Annotated in this window: 14 protein-coding genes; 5 read left to right on the top strand and 9 right to left on the bottom strand. The window is 73.0% G+C overall.

Annotated elements, in window-relative coordinates:
• Window positions 1-43: 43 nt before the first annotated feature.
• Both BXA05_RS14750 and ilvD (BXA05_RS14755) read right to left on the bottom strand, forming a co-directional pair.
• Window positions 44-718: a 4a-hydroxytetrahydrobiopterin dehydratase gene (locus tag BXA05_RS14750; RefSeq protein WP_076405746.1), complete on the bottom strand. Its 675-nt coding sequence runs from the start codon at window positions 716-718 to the stop codon at window positions 44-46.
• An 80-nt stretch (window positions 719-798) separates the two neighbouring features.
• Window positions 799-2523 carry a dihydroxy-acid dehydratase gene (ilvD, locus tag BXA05_RS14755; protein WP_076405748.1) on the bottom strand — a complete coding sequence of 575 codons (1725 nt, stop codon included), beginning with the start codon at window positions 2521-2523 and terminating at the stop codon, window positions 799-801.
• Window positions 2524-2649: 126 nt separating this feature from the next.
• Between ilvD (BXA05_RS14755) and BXA05_RS14760 the strand changes: the two genes are divergently transcribed.
• The gene (locus BXA05_RS14760; protein WP_009861824.1) at window positions 2650-3210 is read left to right on the top strand and encodes a hypothetical protein; all 561 of its coding nucleotides are present in this window, start codon (window positions 2650-2652) and stop codon (window positions 3208-3210) included.
• Between the two features lie 78 nt (window positions 3211-3288).
• Here the strand turns inward: BXA05_RS14760 and ilvD (BXA05_RS14765) are convergent, their stop codons facing one another.
• Complete coding sequence (gene ilvD, locus BXA05_RS14765) at window positions 3289-5151, bottom strand: dihydroxy-acid dehydratase (RefSeq protein WP_076405750.1); 1863 nt, start codon at window positions 5149-5151, stop codon at window positions 3289-3291.
• 320 nt (window positions 5152-5471) lie between these two features.
• Between ilvD (BXA05_RS14765) and BXA05_RS14770 the strand changes: the two genes are divergently transcribed.
• Entirely contained in the window at window positions 5472-6056 is a 585-nt protein-coding gene (locus BXA05_RS14770; RefSeq protein ID WP_076405752.1) for a DoxX family protein, read from the top strand.
• An 85-nt stretch (window positions 6057-6141) separates the two neighbouring features.
• Here the strand turns inward: BXA05_RS14770 and BXA05_RS14775 are convergent, their stop codons facing one another.
• The gene (locus BXA05_RS14775; RefSeq protein WP_083711909.1) at window positions 6142-7773 is read right to left on the bottom strand and encodes a peptide MFS transporter; all 1632 of its coding nucleotides are present in this window, start codon (window positions 7771-7773) and stop codon (window positions 6142-6144) included.
• A 51-nt stretch (window positions 7774-7824) separates the two neighbouring features.
• Here BXA05_RS14775 and BXA05_RS14780 point away from each other — a divergent pair, with 51 nt between their 5' ends.
• From BXA05_RS14780 to BXA05_RS14790, 3 genes are all read left to right on the top strand, one after another.
• On the top strand, window positions 7825-9204 hold the full coding sequence (locus tag BXA05_RS14780) for a cryptochrome/photolyase family protein (RefSeq protein ID WP_076405754.1): 1380 nt from the start codon (window positions 7825-7827) through the stop codon (window positions 9202-9204).
• A gap of 113 nt (window positions 9205-9317) precedes the next feature.
• Window positions 9318-9686 carry an ArsR/SmtB family transcription factor gene (locus BXA05_RS14785; protein ID WP_076405756.1) on the top strand — a complete coding sequence of 123 codons (369 nt, stop codon included), beginning with the start codon at window positions 9318-9320 and terminating at the stop codon, window positions 9684-9686.
• Window positions 9683-10171 (top strand): SRPBCC family protein, encoded by a 489-nt coding sequence (locus BXA05_RS14790; protein WP_076405758.1) that lies wholly within the window; start codon window positions 9683-9685, stop codon window positions 10169-10171. The genes BXA05_RS14785 and BXA05_RS14790 overlap by 4 nt, the downstream gene beginning before the upstream one ends.
• A gap of 208 nt (window positions 10172-10379) precedes the next feature.
• Here the strand turns inward: BXA05_RS14790 and allB are convergent, their stop codons facing one another.
• From allB to BXA05_RS14815, 5 genes are all read right to left on the bottom strand, one after another.
• On the bottom strand, window positions 10380-11759 hold the full coding sequence (gene allB, locus BXA05_RS19800; protein WP_241005742.1) for an allantoinase AllB: 1380 nt from the start codon (window positions 11757-11759) through the stop codon (window positions 10380-10382).
• A gap of 27 nt (window positions 11760-11786) precedes the next feature.
• Window positions 11787-13562 (bottom strand): glyoxylate carboligase, encoded by a 1776-nt coding sequence (gene gcl, locus BXA05_RS19805; protein ID WP_076405761.1) that lies wholly within the window; start codon window positions 13560-13562, stop codon window positions 11787-11789.
• Window positions 13563-13605: 43 nt separating this feature from the next.
• Window positions 13606-14490, bottom strand: coding sequence for a 2-hydroxy-3-oxopropionate reductase (locus tag BXA05_RS14805; RefSeq protein WP_043654226.1), 885 nt, complete (start codon window positions 14488-14490; stop codon window positions 13606-13608).
• Between the two features lie 40 nt (window positions 14491-14530).
• Window positions 14531-15337, bottom strand: coding sequence for a hydroxypyruvate isomerase family protein (locus BXA05_RS14810; RefSeq protein WP_021481127.1), 807 nt, complete (start codon window positions 15335-15337; stop codon window positions 14531-14533).
• Window positions 15338-15548: 211 nt separating this feature from the next.
• Complete coding sequence (locus BXA05_RS14815; RefSeq protein ID WP_021481128.1) at window positions 15549-16379, bottom strand: bifunctional allantoicase/(S)-ureidoglycine aminohydrolase; 831 nt, start codon at window positions 16377-16379, stop codon at window positions 15549-15551.
• Window positions 16380-16452: the final 73 nt, after the last annotated feature.

The raw sequence follows: 16452 nt of genomic DNA on the forward strand, positions 1-16452 counted from the left end.
GGTTCCTGCGCGCTCGTCTCATCCCCGTAGCCACCGGCCCCGGTCAGTCGCGCGCCTGCCAGGTGCACACGCACGCCTCGTTGCCCTCGGCGTCGGCCAGGACCCAGAACGCGGGCGCGCGCCGGTCGGACACGAGGTGCCCGCCCGCGGCGATGGCGGCGGTGACGCGCGCCTCCGCGACGTCGTGCGGGACCGTCACGTCCACGTGGATGCGGTTGCGCTGCTCGCGCGGCGCGTCCATCTGCTGGAACCAGAACGCCGGGGCGCGCCCGCTCGGATCGCGGAGCTCGGGTGCGGGCAGCTCGGGGGCGCCCTCGTCGAACCCGAGGACCGCGCGCCAGAACGGCTGCACCGCCGTCCCGACGAGGGTGTCGACAGCGATCTCGAGGTCCTGCACCGCCGTCGGGTCCGCGACGAGGTCGAGCTCGCGCGCCGCCGCGGAGATCTGCCGGGCGAGGGCCACGTCCCGCTCGCTGACGCCCCCGACGTCGTGCGAGGTCAGCCGGACCGTCACCGTCCCGTACCGCAGGTCGACGTCGGGGTGATGGTTCGCCGCCTCGGCGAGCTCGCCGATCGCGTCGACGAGCTCCACCCCCGCGGTGAACGACCCCGTGCGGAACAGCGTCTGCACCGTCCTGAGGATGAACCGCCAGTCCTCGACGCCGTCGCTGTCGTGGAACTGGCGCGCGGTGATGCGGTCGTCCGCCGTCTGGGTCATGGCCGTCCTCCGGGGTGCGTCGCTGCGGCGAGGTGCGACACCACGCTAGTGCGCGCCTGCGACGCCCGCGCGCTCCGGGGTCACTCGAGGATCGCGCCGCGCGACGCCGACTGGACGAGCTTGGCGTACTTCGCCAGCACGCCGCGCGTGAACGTCGGGGGCAGCGGCGCCCACCCGTCGCGGCGCGCGGCGAGAGTGTCGGCGTCGACGAGCAGGTCGAGCGTCTTGTTCGCGACGTCGAGCCGGATCGGGTCGCCGTCGCGCACGAACGCGATGGGGCCCCCGTCGACCGCCTCGGGCGCGACATGCCCGACGCACAGGCCGGTCGTCCCGCCGGAGAAGCGGCCGTCCGTGAGCAGCAGGACCGTCTTGCCGAGCCCCGCGCCCTTGATCGCACCCGTGATGGCGAGCATCTCGCGCATCCCCGGGCCGCCCTTGGGCCCCTCGTACCGGATGACGACGACGTCCCCGTCGGTGATCGTGCCGTCCTCCAGGGCGTCGAGCGCCGCGCGCTCGCGCTCGAAGACGCGCGCGGTGCCCTCGAACACGTCCTCGTCGAACCCGGCGGACTTCACGACGGCACCCTCGGGCGCGAGCGACCCGTGCAGGATCGTGATGCCGCCCGTGTGGTGGATCGGGTTGTCGAGGGCTCGCAGGATCTTGCCGTCCGGGTCGGGCGGGTCGATGTCGGCGAGGTTCTCCGCGACCGTACGGCCGGTGACGGTAAGCGCGTCGCCGTGCAGCAGGCCGGCGTCGAGCAGGGCCTTCATGACGACGGGCACGCCGCCGATGCGGTCGACGTCGTTCATCACGTAGCGCCCGAAAGGCTTGAGGTCGCCGAGGTGCGGCACGCGGCTCGCGACGCGGTCGAAGTCGGCGAGCGTGAGGTCGACCTCGACCTCGGCCTCGTGCGCGATGGCGAGCAGGTGCAGCACCGCGTTGGTGGACCCGCCGAACGCCATGACGACGGCGATCGCGTTCTCGAACGCCTCCTTCGTCATGATGTCGCGCGCCGTGATGCCGAGCCGCAGCAGGTTGACGACGGCCTCGCCCGAGCGGTGCGCGAACGCGTCCCGGCGCCGGTCCGCCGACGGCGGCGCCGCCGAGCCGGGCAGCGACATGCCCATCGCCTCCGCGACCGACGCCATCGTGTTCGCCGTGTACATGCCGCCGCACGCGCCCTCGCCGGGGCAGATGGCGCGCTCGATGCGGTCCACGTCCTCGCGGCTCATGAGCCCGCGCGCGCACGCGCCGACCGCCTCGAACGCGTCGATGAGCGTGACGTCCTTCTCCGTACCGTCGGAGAGCTTGACCCAGCCGGGCATGATCGAGCCCGCGTAGAGGAACACGCTCGCCAGGTCGAGCCGCGCTGCCGCCATGAGCATCCCCGGGAGGGACTTGTCGCACCCGGCGAGGAGGACCGTCCCGTCGAGGCGCTCCGCCTGGACGACCGTCTCGACCGAGTCCGCGATGATGTCGCGGCTCACGAGCGAGAAGTGCATCCCCTCGTGGCCCATGGAGATGCCGTCGGAGACGGAGATCGTCCCGAACTGCAGCGGGTACCCGCCGCCCGCGTGCACGCCCTCCTTCGCGCCCTGCGCGAGCCGGTCGAGCGACAGGTTGCACGGCGTGATCTCGTTCCACGAGCTCGCGATGCCGATCTGCGGCTTGGCGAAGTCCTCGTCGCCCATCCCGACGGCGCGCAGCATGCCGCGCGACGCCGTCGCCTCCAGGCCGTCGGTGACCTGGCGGGAACGCGGCTTGAGGTCGGGTCCGGCGTCGGACCCCGAGGTGTGCCCAGTCATGACCCCACTCTAGGAACGGCACCGGCGCGGGGCGCGGCGGGACGCGCCGCGGCACGGAGGCCCGCCCGGCCCGTGCAGGCCCGAGACGGGCCGACCGCGGTGCGAGGCTCACGGCATCATGGGGCCGTGCACACACGCCCCGGAGCCGTCCGAGCCGTCCTGCCCGTCCTCGCCCTGGCCGCGACCGCCGCGTGCGCGGCTCCCGCGCCGTCGGGCACGAGCCCCGGCTCCCCCACCTCCGCGACGTCCGCCCCCACACCGGACGCGACGACCGGGTCGCCCGACGACACCGCGACCGCGACGGCGACCGCGAGCGCCGAGGAGGCTCCCGAGGGGCAGGTCGAGACGCCCGAGGAGTCGTTCCGCGCGTGGCTGGCCGCGAGCCGCGCGCCGGACGTCGAGGTCGCGTGCGGCTACCTCGCACCGGAGCTCGTCGACCGGATGGTCGCCGAGATGACGGCACAGGGGTGGCCGGGCATCACGGACTGCGCGTCGATGACCACGACCACCGCCGGTCTCTACGCGGCCGTGGGCGACGTGCCGGAGGTCGAGGTCGGCGTCCGCGAGGAGCGCGCCGACGCGACGGTGCTGTCCGTCGTCTACGACGGCGGCGACTGCGGCACCGCCGTCATGGTGCCGCAGGGCGCGCGGTGGGTCGTCACGGAGCAGTCCGAGGAGGAGTGCTGACCCTCGCCGCGGGGGGCTCCGCGCCCGCGCACGACGACGGGCCCGCACGTCGGGAGGTGCGGGCCCGTCGTCGTCGGGTCAGCGGCGCTTGATGAGCGACACGTCGCGGACGGCGCCGCGGTCGGCGGACGTCGCCATCGCGGCGTAGGCCTGGAGGGCGGGCGAGACGTAGCGGTCGCGGTCGACCGGCTGCCACGGGTTCTCGCGCGCCTCCATCTTGGCGCGACGCTCGGCGAGCACGTCGTCCGGCACGTTGAGGCGGATGAGGCGCGTGTCGACGTCGATCTCGATCTCGTCGCCGTCCTCGACGAGGCCGATGACGCCGCCCGCGGCGGCCTCGGGCGAGACGTGGCCGACGGAGATGCCCGACGACCCGCCGGAGAAGCGGCCGTCGGTGATGAGCGCGGTGACCTTGCCGAGGCCGCGGCCCTTGATGAACGACGTCGGGTACAGCATCTCCTGCATGCCGGGGCCGCCCGCGGGGCCCTCGTAGCGCACGACGACGACGTGGCCGGGCTGGACCTGCTTGGTGAGGATCTTCTCGACGGCCTCGTCCTGCGACTCGCAGACGAGCGCCTTCCCGACGAAGTGGAAGACGTCCGGGTCGACCCCGGCGGTCTTGAACACGGCGCCGTCCTCGGCGAGGTTGCCGCGCAGCACGGCGAGCCCGCCCTCGACGGTGTACGCGTGCTCGAGGTCGCGGATGCAGCCGTTCGCGGCGTCGGTGTCGAGCGACTCCCAGCGGTTCGACGTCGAGAACGCCTGCGTGGTGCGCACTCCCCCGGGCGCCGCGTGGAACAGCTCGACGGCCCGCTCGGTCGCCTTGCCGCCCCGGACGTCCCAGTCGTCGAGCCACGCGCGCAGCGTCGGCGTGTGCACGCTCGTGACGTCGTGGTCGAGCAGGCCCGCGCGGTCGAGCTCGCCCAGGAGGGCGGGGATGCCCCCGGCGCGGTGCACGTCCTCCATGTGGAAGTTCGGGTGGTTCGGCGCGACCTTGGACAGGCACGGAACCTGGCGGCTGATGCGCTCGATGTCGGTGAGGTCGAAGTCGACGCCCCCCTCCTGCGCGGCGGCGAGGATGTGCAGCACGGTGTTCGTCGAGCCGCCCATCGCGACGTCGAGCGCCATGGCGTTCGAGAACGCGGCCTTGGTCGCGATCGAGCGGGGCGCGACGGAGTCGTCCTCGTCCTCGTAGTAGCGCTTCGCGAGCCCGACGATCGTGCGGCCGGCCTCGAGGAAGAGCTCCTTGCGCGCGGCGTGCGTCGCGAGGGTCGAGCCGTTGCCGGGGAGCGACAGGCCGAGCGCCTCGGTGAGGCAGTTCATCGAGTTCGCGGTGAACATGCCGGAGCACGACCCGCACGTGGGGCACGCGTTCTCCTCGACCTGGGCGAGCGCGGCGTCGGACACCGCGTCGTCGGCCGAGTAGTTGATCGCGTTGACGAGGTTGAGCGGGGTCTTCGCGACGCCGTCGGCGACGACCGCCTTGCCCGCTTCCATGGGCCCGCCGGATACGAAGATCACCGGGATGTTGAGCCGCAGCGCGGCGTTGAGCATGCCGGGCGTGATCTTGTCGCAGTTAGAGATGCACACGAGGGCGTCGGCGCAGTGCGCGTTGACCATGTACTCGACCGAGTCGGCGATGAGGTCGCGGCTCGGGAGCGAGTAGAGCATGCCGCCGTGGCCCATGGCGATGCCGTCGTCGACGGCGATGGTGTTGAACTCCTTGGAGACGCCGCCGGCCTCGCGGATCGCGGACGCGACGAGGTCGCCCATGTCCTTGAGGTGTACGTGGCCGGGGACGAACTGCGTGTACGAGTTGGCGATCGCGATGATCGGCTTGCCGAAGTCCTCCGCGCCCATGCCGGTCGCGCGCCAGAGGGCGCGGGCGCCGGCCATGTTGCGGCCGTGGGTGGACGTCCGAGAGCGCAGGGGGCGGCTCATTCCGGGTCAGCTCCTTCGACGGGGTGCTGCGACCGATCCTCCGGCCGCCGGGTCACATTACGCCTCGTCGGGGCGGTCCGGCCGAGGCGTCCGTCTCGTGGTCGTGCGGCCTACGTACGTAGCCCCGAAGGACCTACGGGATGTCCACGCGATCCGGACGTAAGGGTTGAACCGCCTCCCGTACCCCTGCCACCGTGGGCGAGCACGTCACGGCCGGACGACCACCGCGACGCCTCGACGGGGAGCGGCACACCGCTCGGGTCGGGGTGGGTCCTCGCCGGCCCCGACCCGACCACTTCTCTCCCCGAGGGGGCACCTCCATGTCCACGTCCACCACGTCCGCGCCGCCCGGCGCCACCCCGGGGGCCGCAGCGCGCACCACCGGCCCCGTCACCCAGGACGACGTCGTCACGCGCTCGTCGGCCCGCCACGCCCTCGCGCTCACGCGGATCGGCACGGCCGTCGTCTTCCTGTGGCCGTTCACCGACAAGTTCGTCGGCCTCGGGTACGCGACCCCGCGCGAGCGCGCGTGGCTCGCGGGGGGCGCACCCACGCAGGGCTACCTCGAGAACGGCGCCCAGGGCCCGCTCGCGAGCACGTTCGCCGCGATGGCGAGCCCCGTCACCGACTGGCTCTTCATGCTCGGGCTGCTGGGCGTCGGCCTCGCGCTCCTGCTGGGGATCGGCCTGCGGGTCGCCGCGGTGAGCGGCACGGTCCTGTTCGCGATGCTGTGGCTCTCGCAGTGGCCGCTCGCGGCCGGTTCGAACAACCCGGTCGTCGACGACCACGTCCTCGTGATCCTGCTCCTCGCCGTCCTCGCGACGACGCTCGCGGGCGACACGTGGGGCCTCGGCCGACGCTGGGCGGCCCTCCCCCTCGTGCGCCGGGCGGCCTGGCTGCGCTGACGCGCCGCGGACTGGTACCCCCACGGGTGCAGCACCGGGGCGGGGCCGCGACGTCGCGGCCCCGCTCCGTCGTCCGACGCCGCCCTCAGGCCCCGGCGGTGTGCGCGCCCTCGAGCTCGTCGGCGTGGCGGATGTGCCGCGTGACCCACGGCGCGAGCGCGAACAGCGCGAGCGCGAACACGAGGGTGATGGCGCCGATGCCGCCGAAGTACGCGGTGTCGGAGGCACCCTCGGTGACCTGCACGACCTGCGCGGTGATGGCCTGCCCGGCGGCGGGCGCGAGGAACCACAGGGCCATCGCCTGGGACCGGAACGCCTTCGGCGCGAGCAGGGTCGTCGCGGCGAGGCCGACCGGCGACAGGCACAGCTCGCCGAGCGTCTGGATCACGTAGACGAGCACGAGCACCCACGACGGCGCCTTGCCGTCGCCGACGACGGCCGACGCGGCCGCGAGGAAGAGGAACGACACCGACGCGAGGGTGAGGCCGATCGCGAACTTGTTGGCCGTCGTCGGGCGGTCGCCCGTCTTGAGCCAGATCCACGCGAACACGGGCGCGAGGACGATGATCGACAGCGGGTTCACCGACTGGAAGAACTCGGGGCTGATGCCCACGCCGAAGAACGTCAGGTCGGTGCGGTCCTTCGCGAACGCCGAGAGCGTCGTGGCCGCCTGCTCGAAGATCATCCAGAAGAGCATCGCCGCGACGAACAGCGGGATGTACGCGATGACACGCGGCCGCTCGGCGTCCGTCACGCGCGGCGAGCGGTACATGACGATGAAGTACGCGATCGGCGCGAGGAACGCCAGGTAGGACATCGTGTCGATGAAGGTCGAGATCTCGAACCCGCCCGCGACGAGGACGGCGACCAGACCGACGAGCACCACGCCGCCCGCGATGAGGAGGAAGATCCGCGCGATCTTCGCGCGCTCCTCGGGGCGGACGGGGTTGGGCACGTGCGCCCCCGCCTCGCCGAGGTAGCGCCGGCCCGCGACGAAGAACACGAGCGCGACGGCCATCCCCACCGCGGCCACGGCGAAGCCCGCGTGGTAGCCGCCCCAGGCCCGCGCGGCGCCCACGAGGAACGGCGCGACGAACGAGCCGAGGTTGATGCCCATGTAGAAGATCGAGAAGCCCGAGTCGCGGCGCGGGTCGTCGCGCGCGTACAGCTCGCCGACCATCGACGACACGTTGGGCTTGAGCAGGCCGGTGCCGAGCGCGACGAGCGCGATGCCCACCATCGAGAAGCCCGCGCCGGGGACCGTGAGGCTCACGTGCCCGGCCGCGATGATGATGCCGCCGTACAGGACGGAGCGCCGGGACCCGATCACGCGGTCCGCGAGCCAGCCGCCCACGACGGACAGCAGGTACACGCTGGTGCCGTAGATCGACACGAGAGCGAGGCCCGTCGTCTCCCCGATGCCCAGGCCGCCGTTCGCCACGGTGTCCGTGAGGTAGAACAGCAGGATCGCGCGCATCCCGTAGTAGCTGAACCGCTCCCACAGCTCGGTGGTGAAGAGCGTCAGCAGCCCGCGCGGGTGCCCGAAGAACGCGTGGTCCCCGACGATGGCCCCCGCCGCGGGGCCCTCGGCGGCCCCTACACCGGCCGCGGTCCCCGGCCCGAGGGGCGGTGCCCCGGCCTCCGGCTCGGTGCGCGCCTCGCGCCCGAGCGCACGGCGTCGCGCGTCGTCCTGCTCTCGTCGGTCGTCACCACCCATCCTGCGATGCTCCCACCGGCGTGCACCGCCTGCGACCGTTAGCGTGGCCGGATGCCGACGCTCTGGTGGTGCCGCCGCGACCTCCGCCTCGCCGACAACCCGGCCCTCGTCGCGGCGGTGCAGGCCGCCCGGGACGCGGACGACGAGGTCGTCGCGCTCTACGTGCTCGATCCCCGCCTGTGGGGCGCCGCGGGCGACCCGCGCCGCGCCTACCTCGCGCGCAGCCTCGCCGCGCTCGACGAGGCGACGGGCGGCCGGCTCGTCGTCCGGCACGGCGACCCGCGCGCCGTCGTGCCCGCCGTCGCGCGCGAGGTCGAGGCGCGCGAGGTGCACGTCGCGGCGTCGTTCGAGCCCTACGGCGTCGCCCGCGACGTCGCGGTCGAGGAGGCGCTGCCCGACGCCGACGCGCACCTCGTGCGCACCGGCTCGCCCTACGCCGTCGCGCCGGGGCGCCTGCGCACGCGCACCGGGACCCCGTTCCAGGTCTTCACGCCGTTCCGCGACGCGTGGGTCGAGCACGGCTGGCGCGACCCGGCGCCGAGGCCGCGCGACGTGCCGTGGGCCACGCTCCGGTCGGACGGCGTCCCCGCCGACCCCGGTACCGACGCCCGGCTCCCCGCGGCGGGCGAGGCCGCGGCGCGACGGCGCTGGCGCGACTTCCTCGCGGACCACCTCGCGGGCTACGCGACCGAGCGCGACCGCCCGGACCGGCCCGCGACGTCGGGCATGTCGGTGCCGCTGAAGTGGGGCGAGCTGCACCCGCGCACGCTCCTCGCCGACGTGCGGAGCGCCCTGCACGACGGCTCCGCGCCGTCCGACGACGCGCTCGCCTACCGCTCCGAGCTCGCCTGGCGCGAGTTCCACGCGGACGTCCTGTTCCACCACCCGGGGGCGGCGCAGCAGTCGTTGCGGACCGTCGTCCCGGAGGACGCGTGGGCGGAGGGTGCCGCCGAGGACGCGTACCTCGCCGCGTGGGCCGAGGGCCGCACGGGCTACCCGCTCGTCGACGCCGGGATGCGCCAGCTCCTCGGCGAGGGGTGGATGCACAACCGCGTGCGGATGGTCGTGGCGTCGTTCCTCGTCAAGGACCTGCACGTGCGGTGGCAGCGCGGCGCGGAGCACTTCATGGCGCACCTCGCGGACGGCGACGTCTCACAGAACCAGCTGAACTGGCAGTGGGTCGCGGGGACGGGCCGCGACGCCGCGCCGTACTTCCGCATCTTCAACCCCGTCACCCAGGGCAAGAAGTTCGACCCCGACGGCACGTACGTGCGCCGGTGGGTGCCGGAGCTGCGGGAGGTCGAGGGCCGGGGGGTCCACGAGCCGTGGACGCTGCGCGAGCTGCCGGCCGGGTACCCCGAGCGGATCGTCGACCACGCCGTCGAGCGGAAGGTCTCGCTCGACGACTTCGAGCGGGCCCGGCGCGCCTGACGCGTTCTTCTCAACCAAAGGGTTGACGACTTGCCGGGCGCGGCGTAGCGTCGTTGTCAACCAATGAGTTGAATAACCGGACGCCGTACCCCGGCGCCCTACGAGGAGGTCCCGTGACGGCCGACCCGCTCTCCCGCGTGTTCTCGGCGCTCGCCGACCCCACGCGCCGCGACATGGTGGCCCGGCTCGCGTCGGGAGACGCCAGCGTCGGCGAGCTCGCCCGGCCGTACGACATGTCCGTCCAGGCGGTGTCCAAGCACCTGCGCGTGCTCGAGGACTCCGGCCTGGTGACCCGCACGACGGACGCCCGGCGCGCCCCCGTGCACCTCGAGGCGGAGGTGCTGGACCTCATGACGAAGTGGATCGAGCGCTACCGGCGCGAGGCCGAGGACCGCTACCGCCGCCTCGACGACGTCCTGCGCGACCTGCCCGACCGACCGGGCACCACCGAGAACGACCCGACGACAGGAGCAGTACCATGACCACCACCGGCACCCACGAGACCGAGATCGTCGTCCCCACGGACCTCCCGATCGTCCGCATCGTGCGCGAGTTCGACGCGCCCGCGGCGAAGGTCTTCCGCGCCCACCTCGACCCGGAGCTCTTCGCGCGCTGGAACGGCCCGCGCTACCTCACCCAGCGCAACGAGCTCTGGGACGTGCGCACGGGCGGCGCGTACCGGTACGTCCAGGTCGACCCGGACGGCAACGAGTACGCGTTCTTCGGCAGCGTCCACGAGGTGCGCCCGGACGAGCTCATCGTCCAGACGTTCACGTTCGAGGGCTTCCCCGACGGCGTCTCGCTCGACCGCCTCGTGTTCGAGGACCTGCCCGACGGCCGCAGCCGGCTCACCGCGACGTCGCTCGTCGACTCGTTCGAGGGCCGCGACGGCTTCGTCGCGAGCGGCATGGAGGTCGGCGTGCGCGAGGGCTACGAGCAGCTCGACGAGCTCCTCGCGGATTCCTGACCCCCACGCCCTCCACCCCGCCGAGGTAGAGCCCCGGTCCGCCGAGGTAGAGCCGTGGTCGCGACCAGGGCTCTACCTCGGGCGACCAGGGCTCTACCTCGCGCTCGACGAGGGGCGGCACCCACCAGCGGTGCCGCCCCTCGTCGTGTACGGGTCAGGTGGTTCCCCGTGCCCGGCCCCCGCGGCCGGGCACGGGAGTCTCAGCCCCTCACGCGTCGCCGCGCGCGAGCAGGCGGCCCGTGGGGCGGTCGAGGGTGATCTCCTCGCCCCGCAGGTACGTCGCAACGACGGCGCCCGAGAGCGCGCGGTCGGCGTACGGCGTGATGGGGTTCTTGTGATGCAGGGCCTTCGGGTCGACGACGAACGCCGTGTCCGGCTCGACCACCGCGAGGTCCGCGTCGAAGCCGAGCGCGATCGAGCCCTTGCGCCGCAGGCCCGCGACGGCCGCCGGGCGAGCCGACATCCACTCGACGACGCGCGCGAACGGCACACCGCGCGTCCGCGCCTCGGTCCACACGATCGCGAGACCGAGCTGGAGCGACGACACCCCGCCCCACGCCGTCCCGAAGTCGCCCGTGTCGAGCTCCTTGAGGTCGGGCGTGCTCGGCGAGTGGTCCGAGACGATGCAGTCGATCGTGCCGTCGAGCAGCCCCTCCCAGAGCAGCTCGCGGTTGTCGATCTCCCGGATGGGCGGGCAGCACTTGAACTGCGTCGCGCCGTCGGGGATCTCCTCGGCCGCGAGCGCCAGGTAGTGCGGGCACGTCTCGACCGTGAGGCGCACGCCCTCGCGCTTCGCGCTGCGGATCATCGGCAGCGCGTCCGAGCTCGACAGGTGCAGCACGTGCGCGCGCGCCCCGGTCCAGCGCGCCGCCTCGATCACCGCGGCGATCGCGACGTTCTCCGCGCCGCGCGGGCGCGACGCGAGGAACGTGTCGTAGTGGTCGCCGTGCGGGGTGGGCGCCCGCTCGATCGCGCGCGAGTCCTCGGCGTGCACGAGCATGAGCCCGTCGAAGTCGGCGAGCAGGCGCAGGTCGGCCTCCAGCTCGTCCGGCTCGAGGTACCCGAACTCCTCGACCCCCGAGTGCAGCAGGAAGCACTTGAACCCGAACACGCCCGCGTCCCACAGGGGCCGCAGCTCGTCCGCGTTGCCGGGCACGGCGCCGCCCCAGAACCCGACGTCGACGAACGCCTGGTCGCGCGCGACCTTCTGCTTGGTCTCGAGCGCCTCGACGTCGACCGTCGGGGGGATCGAGTTGAGCGGCATGTCGACGATCGTCGTCACCCCGCCCGCGGCGGCGGCCCGTGTCGCGGACGCGAAGCCCTCCCACTCGGTGCGCCCCGGCTCGTTCACGTGCACGTGCGTGTCGACGAGCCCGGGGACCAGCACCTGGTGCGGCCCCAGCTCGACGACGCGCGCGCCGTCGAGCCCCGCGCCGAGCGGCTCGATCGCGCGGACCACTCCCCCGACGACACCCACCTCGCGCGGGTGCTCGCCACCGGCGACGAGCACGCGCTCGCCGCGCACGACGAGGTCGTACTCGTGCCCGCGACCGCTCACCTCACCCGTGCCCATCGCGCCCTCCGTCATGTCTCCTGCTCCCTGGGTGCGGCGTGCTCAGTCGAGCAGCGCGGTGGCGGTGGGGGCGTCCTCGGCCGAGATCGCGAGGTCCTCGAACTCGTTCACGCCGGTGATCTCGACGCCCATGGCGATGTTCGTGACGCGCTCGAGGATGACCTCGACCACGACCGGCACGCGGAACTCCGCCGCCATGGCCTGCGCCTTCGCGAACGCCTCGCCGAGCCCCTCGGGGTCGGTCACGCGGATCGCCTTGCAGCCCAGCCCCTCGGCCACCTTGACGTGGTCGACGCCGTAGCCGCCCAGCTCGGGCGAGTTGACGTTCTCGAACGAGAGCTGGACGTGGTAGTCCATGTCGAAGGCCCGCTGCGCCTGGCGGATCAGGCCCAGGTAGGAGTTGTTCACGACGACGTGCACGTACGGCAGGTTGAACTGCGCGCCGACCGCGAGCTCCTCGATCATGAACTGGAAGTCGTAGTCGCCCGAGAGCGCGACGACCGGCTCGTCCGGCACGGCCTTCGCGACACCGAGCGCCGCCGGCCCCGTCCAGCCGAGGGGCCCGGCCTGGCCCGCGTTGATCCAGTGCCGCGGCTTGTACACGTGGAGGAACTGCGCGCCGGCGATCTGCGAGAGCCCGATGGTCGTGACGTAGCGCGTCTCGGGGCCGAAGGCCTTGTTCATCTCCTCGTACACGCGCTGCGGCTTGATGGGGATCTCGGTGAAGTGCGTCTTGCGCTGCAGCGTCCGCTTGCGCTCGGCGCACTCGGCCGCCCAGTCCGCGTAGTCGCGCGCACGGCCGGCGTCGCGGCGCTCGCGCGCGACCTCGACGAACAGCTCGAGGGCCGCCTTCGCGTCCGACACGATGCCGTAGTCGGGCGCGAACACGCGACCGATCTGCGTCGGCTCGATGTCGACGTGGACGAACGTGCGGCCCGCGCGGTACGTGTCGAGGCCGCCCGTGTGGCGGTTGGCCCAGCGGTTGCCGATGCCGAGCACGAAGTCGGACGCGAGCAGGTTCGCGTTGCCGTAGCGGTGCGACGTCTGGAGACCGGCCATGCCGGCCATGAGCGCGTGGTCGTCCGGGATGACGCCCCAGCCCATGAGCGTGGGGATCACGGGGACGCCGAGCGTCTCGGCGAGCTCGACGAGCAGGTCCTCGCCGCCCGCGTTGACGATGCCGCCGCCCGCGACCAGCAGGGGACGCTCCGCCGCGAGCAGCAGGTCGATCGCCTTCTCGGCCTGCGCGCGCGTCGCCGTCGGGCGGTGCACGGGCAGCGGCTCGTAGGTCGCCGGGTCGAACTCGATCTCCGCGAGCTGCACGTCGATCGGCAGGTCGACGAGCACCGGGCCCGGGCGGCCCGAGCGCATGAGGTGGAACGCCTGCTGGAAGACCTGCGGCACCTGCCCGGCCTCGAGGACGGTCTTGGCCATCTTCGTCACCGGAGCGGCGATGCTCGCGATGTCGACGGCCTGGAAGTCCTCCTTGTCGAGCTTGGCGACCGGCGCCTGGCCCGTGATGCAGAGCATCGGGATCGAGTCGGCCCACGCGGCGTAGAGGCCGGTGATCATGTCGGTGCCCGCGGGGCCCGACGTGCCGATGCAGATGCCGATGTTCCCCGGCTTCGCGCGGGAGTAGCCGTCGGCCATGTGCGACGCGCCCTCGACGTGGCGGGCGAGCACGTGGTCGATGCCGCCGTGCGCGCGCATCGCGGAGTAGAAGGGGTTGATGGCGGCGCCGGGCAGGCCGAACGCCTGGGTCGCGCCCTCGATCTCGAGGATCGCCACTGCGGCGTCCACCGCACGCATACGAGGCATGGTTTCTCTCCTTGCTGGAGGTGACGTCGTCGTCAGGGGGAAGTCAGGAGCCGTCGCGGCCGGACAGGCGCTCGACGCCGCGGAACAGGCCGGAGTGGTCGAGGCCGCCGTCGCCGTTCGCGCGGGCGGAGGCCATGAGCTGGGCGACGAGGCCGCCGAGCGGCGCGACGACGCCCGCCTCGCGGGCCGCGGCGGTGACGATGCCGAGGTCCTTGTGGTGGAGCTCGATCCGGAAGCCGGGGCCGAAGTCGCGGTCGAGCATCTTGCGCGCCTTCTGGTTCAGCACCGCCGAGCCCGCGAGGCCGCCGCCCAGGACCTCGATCGCGGCCTCGGTGTCGACGCCGTAGGCCTCGAGGAAGACGACCGCCTCGGCGAGCGCCTGGATGTTCGCGGCGACGATGAGCTGGTTCGCGGCCTTGACCGTCTGGCCGGAGCCGTTCGGGCCCACGTGCACGACCGTCTTGCCCACGACGTCGAGGAACGGCTTGGCCGCCTCGAAGTCCTCGGGCGTGCCGCCGACCATGATCGACAGCGCGGCGTTGATCGCGCCCGGCTCGCCGCCCGAGACGGGGGCGTCGACGATCCGCAGGCCCGCGTCCTTCGCCTGCTGCGCGAGCGCGACCGTGACGTCCGGGCGGATCGAGGAGAAGTCGACGACGAGCGCGCCGGGCTTCGCGTTCGCGAGGACGCCGTCGTCGCCGGTGAGCACCGCCTCCACGTCGGGCGAGTCCGGGACCATGATCGCGACGACGTCGGCGCCCGAGACCGCGTCGGCGACCGACCCGGCCGCGCGACCGCCCGCCTCGACGAGCGGCGCGGTCTTCTCGGGGCTCCGGTTGTAGCCCGCGACGTCGTGCCCGGCGTTCTGCAGGTGGACGGCCATGGGGCTGCCCATGATGCCGAGTCCGATGAAGGCGATGGAGGCCATGGTGTGCTCCTCTTGGGTGGTTCGGGTCGGGGGGGTCGCGTCAGCGCTCGGCGGCGGGGAGCCACGCGAACGGGTCGGCGGCCGCGGTCTTGTACTCGAGGCCGATCCAGCCGTCGTAGCCGCCGGCGCGCAGGTCCTTGGTCCAGCGCTCGATCGGCAGGTCGCCCGTGCCGGGCTCGCCGCGACCGGGCGCGTCCGCGACCTGCACGTGCGCGATGCGGCCGCGGTAGGTCGACAGGGCCGCGTCGACGTCGTCGCCGTTCACGGCCAGGTGGTAGACGTCGAACAGGAGACCCAGGTTCGTCTCGCCGTGGTCGGCGGCGACCCGGTCGATGACGCGCACGGCGTCGGCCGCGGTCTTCAGCGGGTAGGCCGGCGCACCGCTCACGGGCTCGACGAGCACTGTGCCGCCGATGCGCCCGACGGCCCGCGCCGCGAGCGCGAGGTTCTCGGCGCCGAGCTCGTCCTGCGCCTCGGGCGTCGCGCCCTCCTGGCGGTTGCCGTAGAGCGCGTTGAACGCGCGGCAGCCGGTGCGCTCCCCGATCGCGGTGACGACGTCGAGGTTCGCGCGCAGGTCGGCGGAGCGCGCGGGCCACGACACGAGGCCGCGGTCGCCGCCGGGCATGTTCCCGGCGTCGAAGTTCAGGCCCGTGAGCTGCACGCCCGCCGTCTCGATCGCGCCGACGAACGCATCGACCTCGTCGCGGGCGGGCGTGGGCGACGCGAACGGCCACCAGAACTCGACGCCCCGGAAGCCCGCCGCCGCGGCGGCGGCCGGCCGCTCGAGCAGCGGCAGGTCCGTGAGCAGGATCGAGCAGTTGACGGTGTACGTCGGTGCGGGGCTCATCGTCGTCTCCCTGGGTCCGTCCGCGTCTCGCTGCGTTGCGATTCCATCTTGCGGAACTTTTCTTCTGCTGTATGGAAGTGTAGGCACGCGCGTCGCCGGGCGTCAACAGCGACACCGCCGTCGACCCGGAGCGCACGGACGACGAAGGGCCCGGTCCCTCCAGGGGGACCGGGCCCTTCGCGGGTCGTCGCTGACGACCGATTGACGGTCGTCAGCGTCGACGGTCGAGCTTGACCTGCCGGTTCACGTCCTTGTAGAGCAGGTAGCGGAACGGCTTGGGGCCGCCCGCGTAGCAGGCCTGCGGGCAGAACGCGCGGAGCCACATGAAGTCGCCCTCCTGCACCTCGACCCAGTCGCCGTTGAGGCGGTAGACCGCCTTGCCCTCGAGCACGTAGAGGCCGTGCTCCATGATGTGCGTCTCCGCGAACGGGATGGACCCGCCGGGCTGGAACGTCACGATGTTGACGTGCATGTCGTGCGCGAGGTCGTCGGGGTCGACGAACCGCGTCGTCACCCACACGCCGTCCGTGTCCGGCATCGCGCGCGGCTCGACGTCCTGCTCGCGCGTGACGAACGACGTCGCGGTGTGGCCCGGGATCGGCTCGTACACCTTGCGGATCCACTGGAACGCGGCCTTGGCGTCCGAGCGGTTGTGCAGCGCCCACCGCTCCCCCGCCGCCAGGTACGCGTACCCGCCCGGCTCGAGCACGTGCTCGACCCCGGCGAGCGTGAGCACGAGCGTGCCCTCGGTGACGAAGACGACGGACTGCACGGTCTCCTCGTCCTCGCCCTGGTCCGACCCGCCGCCGGGCGAGACCTCCATGACGTACTGCGCGAACGTCGTCGCGAAGCCCTCGATCGGCCGGGCGAGCACCCACAGCCGGGTCTTGTCCCAGCCGGGCAGGTTGCTCGTGACGATGTCGCGCAGCACGCCGCGCGGGATCACCGTGTACGCCTCGGTGACAATCGCGCGGTCGGTGAGCAGTTCGGTCTGGCCGGGCAGGCCACCCTGCGGGGTGTAGTAGGGGGTGGTCTGGGTCATGGGGTCACTCCTCGGAGGTCGTGGCCGTGCCGGTGGCGGTGCCACGGCGGACGGCGGGAAGGATGGGAGGGCG

The organism is Cellulosimicrobium funkei (assembly GCF_900155925.1).
Lineage (GTDB): Bacteria > Actinomycetota > Actinomycetes > Actinomycetales > Cellulomonadaceae > Cellulosimicrobium > Cellulosimicrobium funkei.

Excerpts from the sequence above, each read along its gene's own strand:
- BXA05_RS14750 (WP_076405746.1), bottom strand. The coding sequence starts at position 718 with ATGACCCAGACGGCGGACGACCGCATCACCGCGCGCCAGTTCCACGAC.
- ilvD (WP_076405748.1), bottom strand. The coding sequence starts at position 2,523 with ATGACTGGGCACACCTCGGGGTCCGACGCCGGACCCGACCTCAAGCCG.
- ilvD (WP_076405750.1), bottom strand. The coding sequence starts at position 5,151 with ATGAGCCGCCCCCTGCGCTCTCGGACGTCCACCCACGGCCGCAACATG.
- BXA05_RS14770 (WP_076405752.1), top strand. The coding sequence starts at position 5,472 with ATGTCCACGTCCACCACGTCCGCGCCGCCCGGCGCCACCCCGGGGGCC.
- BXA05_RS14775 (WP_083711909.1), bottom strand. The coding sequence starts at position 7,773 with ATGGGTGGTGACGACCGACGAGAGCAGGACGACGCGCGACGCCGTGCG.
- BXA05_RS14780 (WP_076405754.1), top strand. The coding sequence starts at position 7,825 with ATGCCGACGCTCTGGTGGTGCCGCCGCGACCTCCGCCTCGCCGACAAC.
- BXA05_RS14790 (WP_076405758.1), top strand. The coding sequence starts at position 9,683 with ATGACCACCACCGGCACCCACGAGACCGAGATCGTCGTCCCCACGGAC.
- allB (WP_241005742.1), bottom strand. The coding sequence starts at position 11,759 with ATGACGGAGGGCGCGATGGGCACGGGTGAGGTGAGCGGTCGCGGGCAC.
- gcl (WP_076405761.1), bottom strand. The coding sequence starts at position 13,562 with ATGCCTCGTATGCGTGCGGTGGACGCCGCAGTGGCGATCCTCGAGATC.
- BXA05_RS14805 (WP_043654226.1), bottom strand. The coding sequence starts at position 14,490 with ATGGCCTCCATCGCCTTCATCGGACTCGGCATCATGGGCAGCCCCATG.
- BXA05_RS14810 (WP_021481127.1), bottom strand. The coding sequence starts at position 15,337 with ATGAGCCCCGCACCGACGTACACCGTCAACTGCTCGATCCTGCTCACG.
- BXA05_RS14815 (WP_021481128.1), bottom strand. The coding sequence starts at position 16,379 with ATGACCCAGACCACCCCCTACTACACCCCGCAGGGTGGCCTGCCCGGC.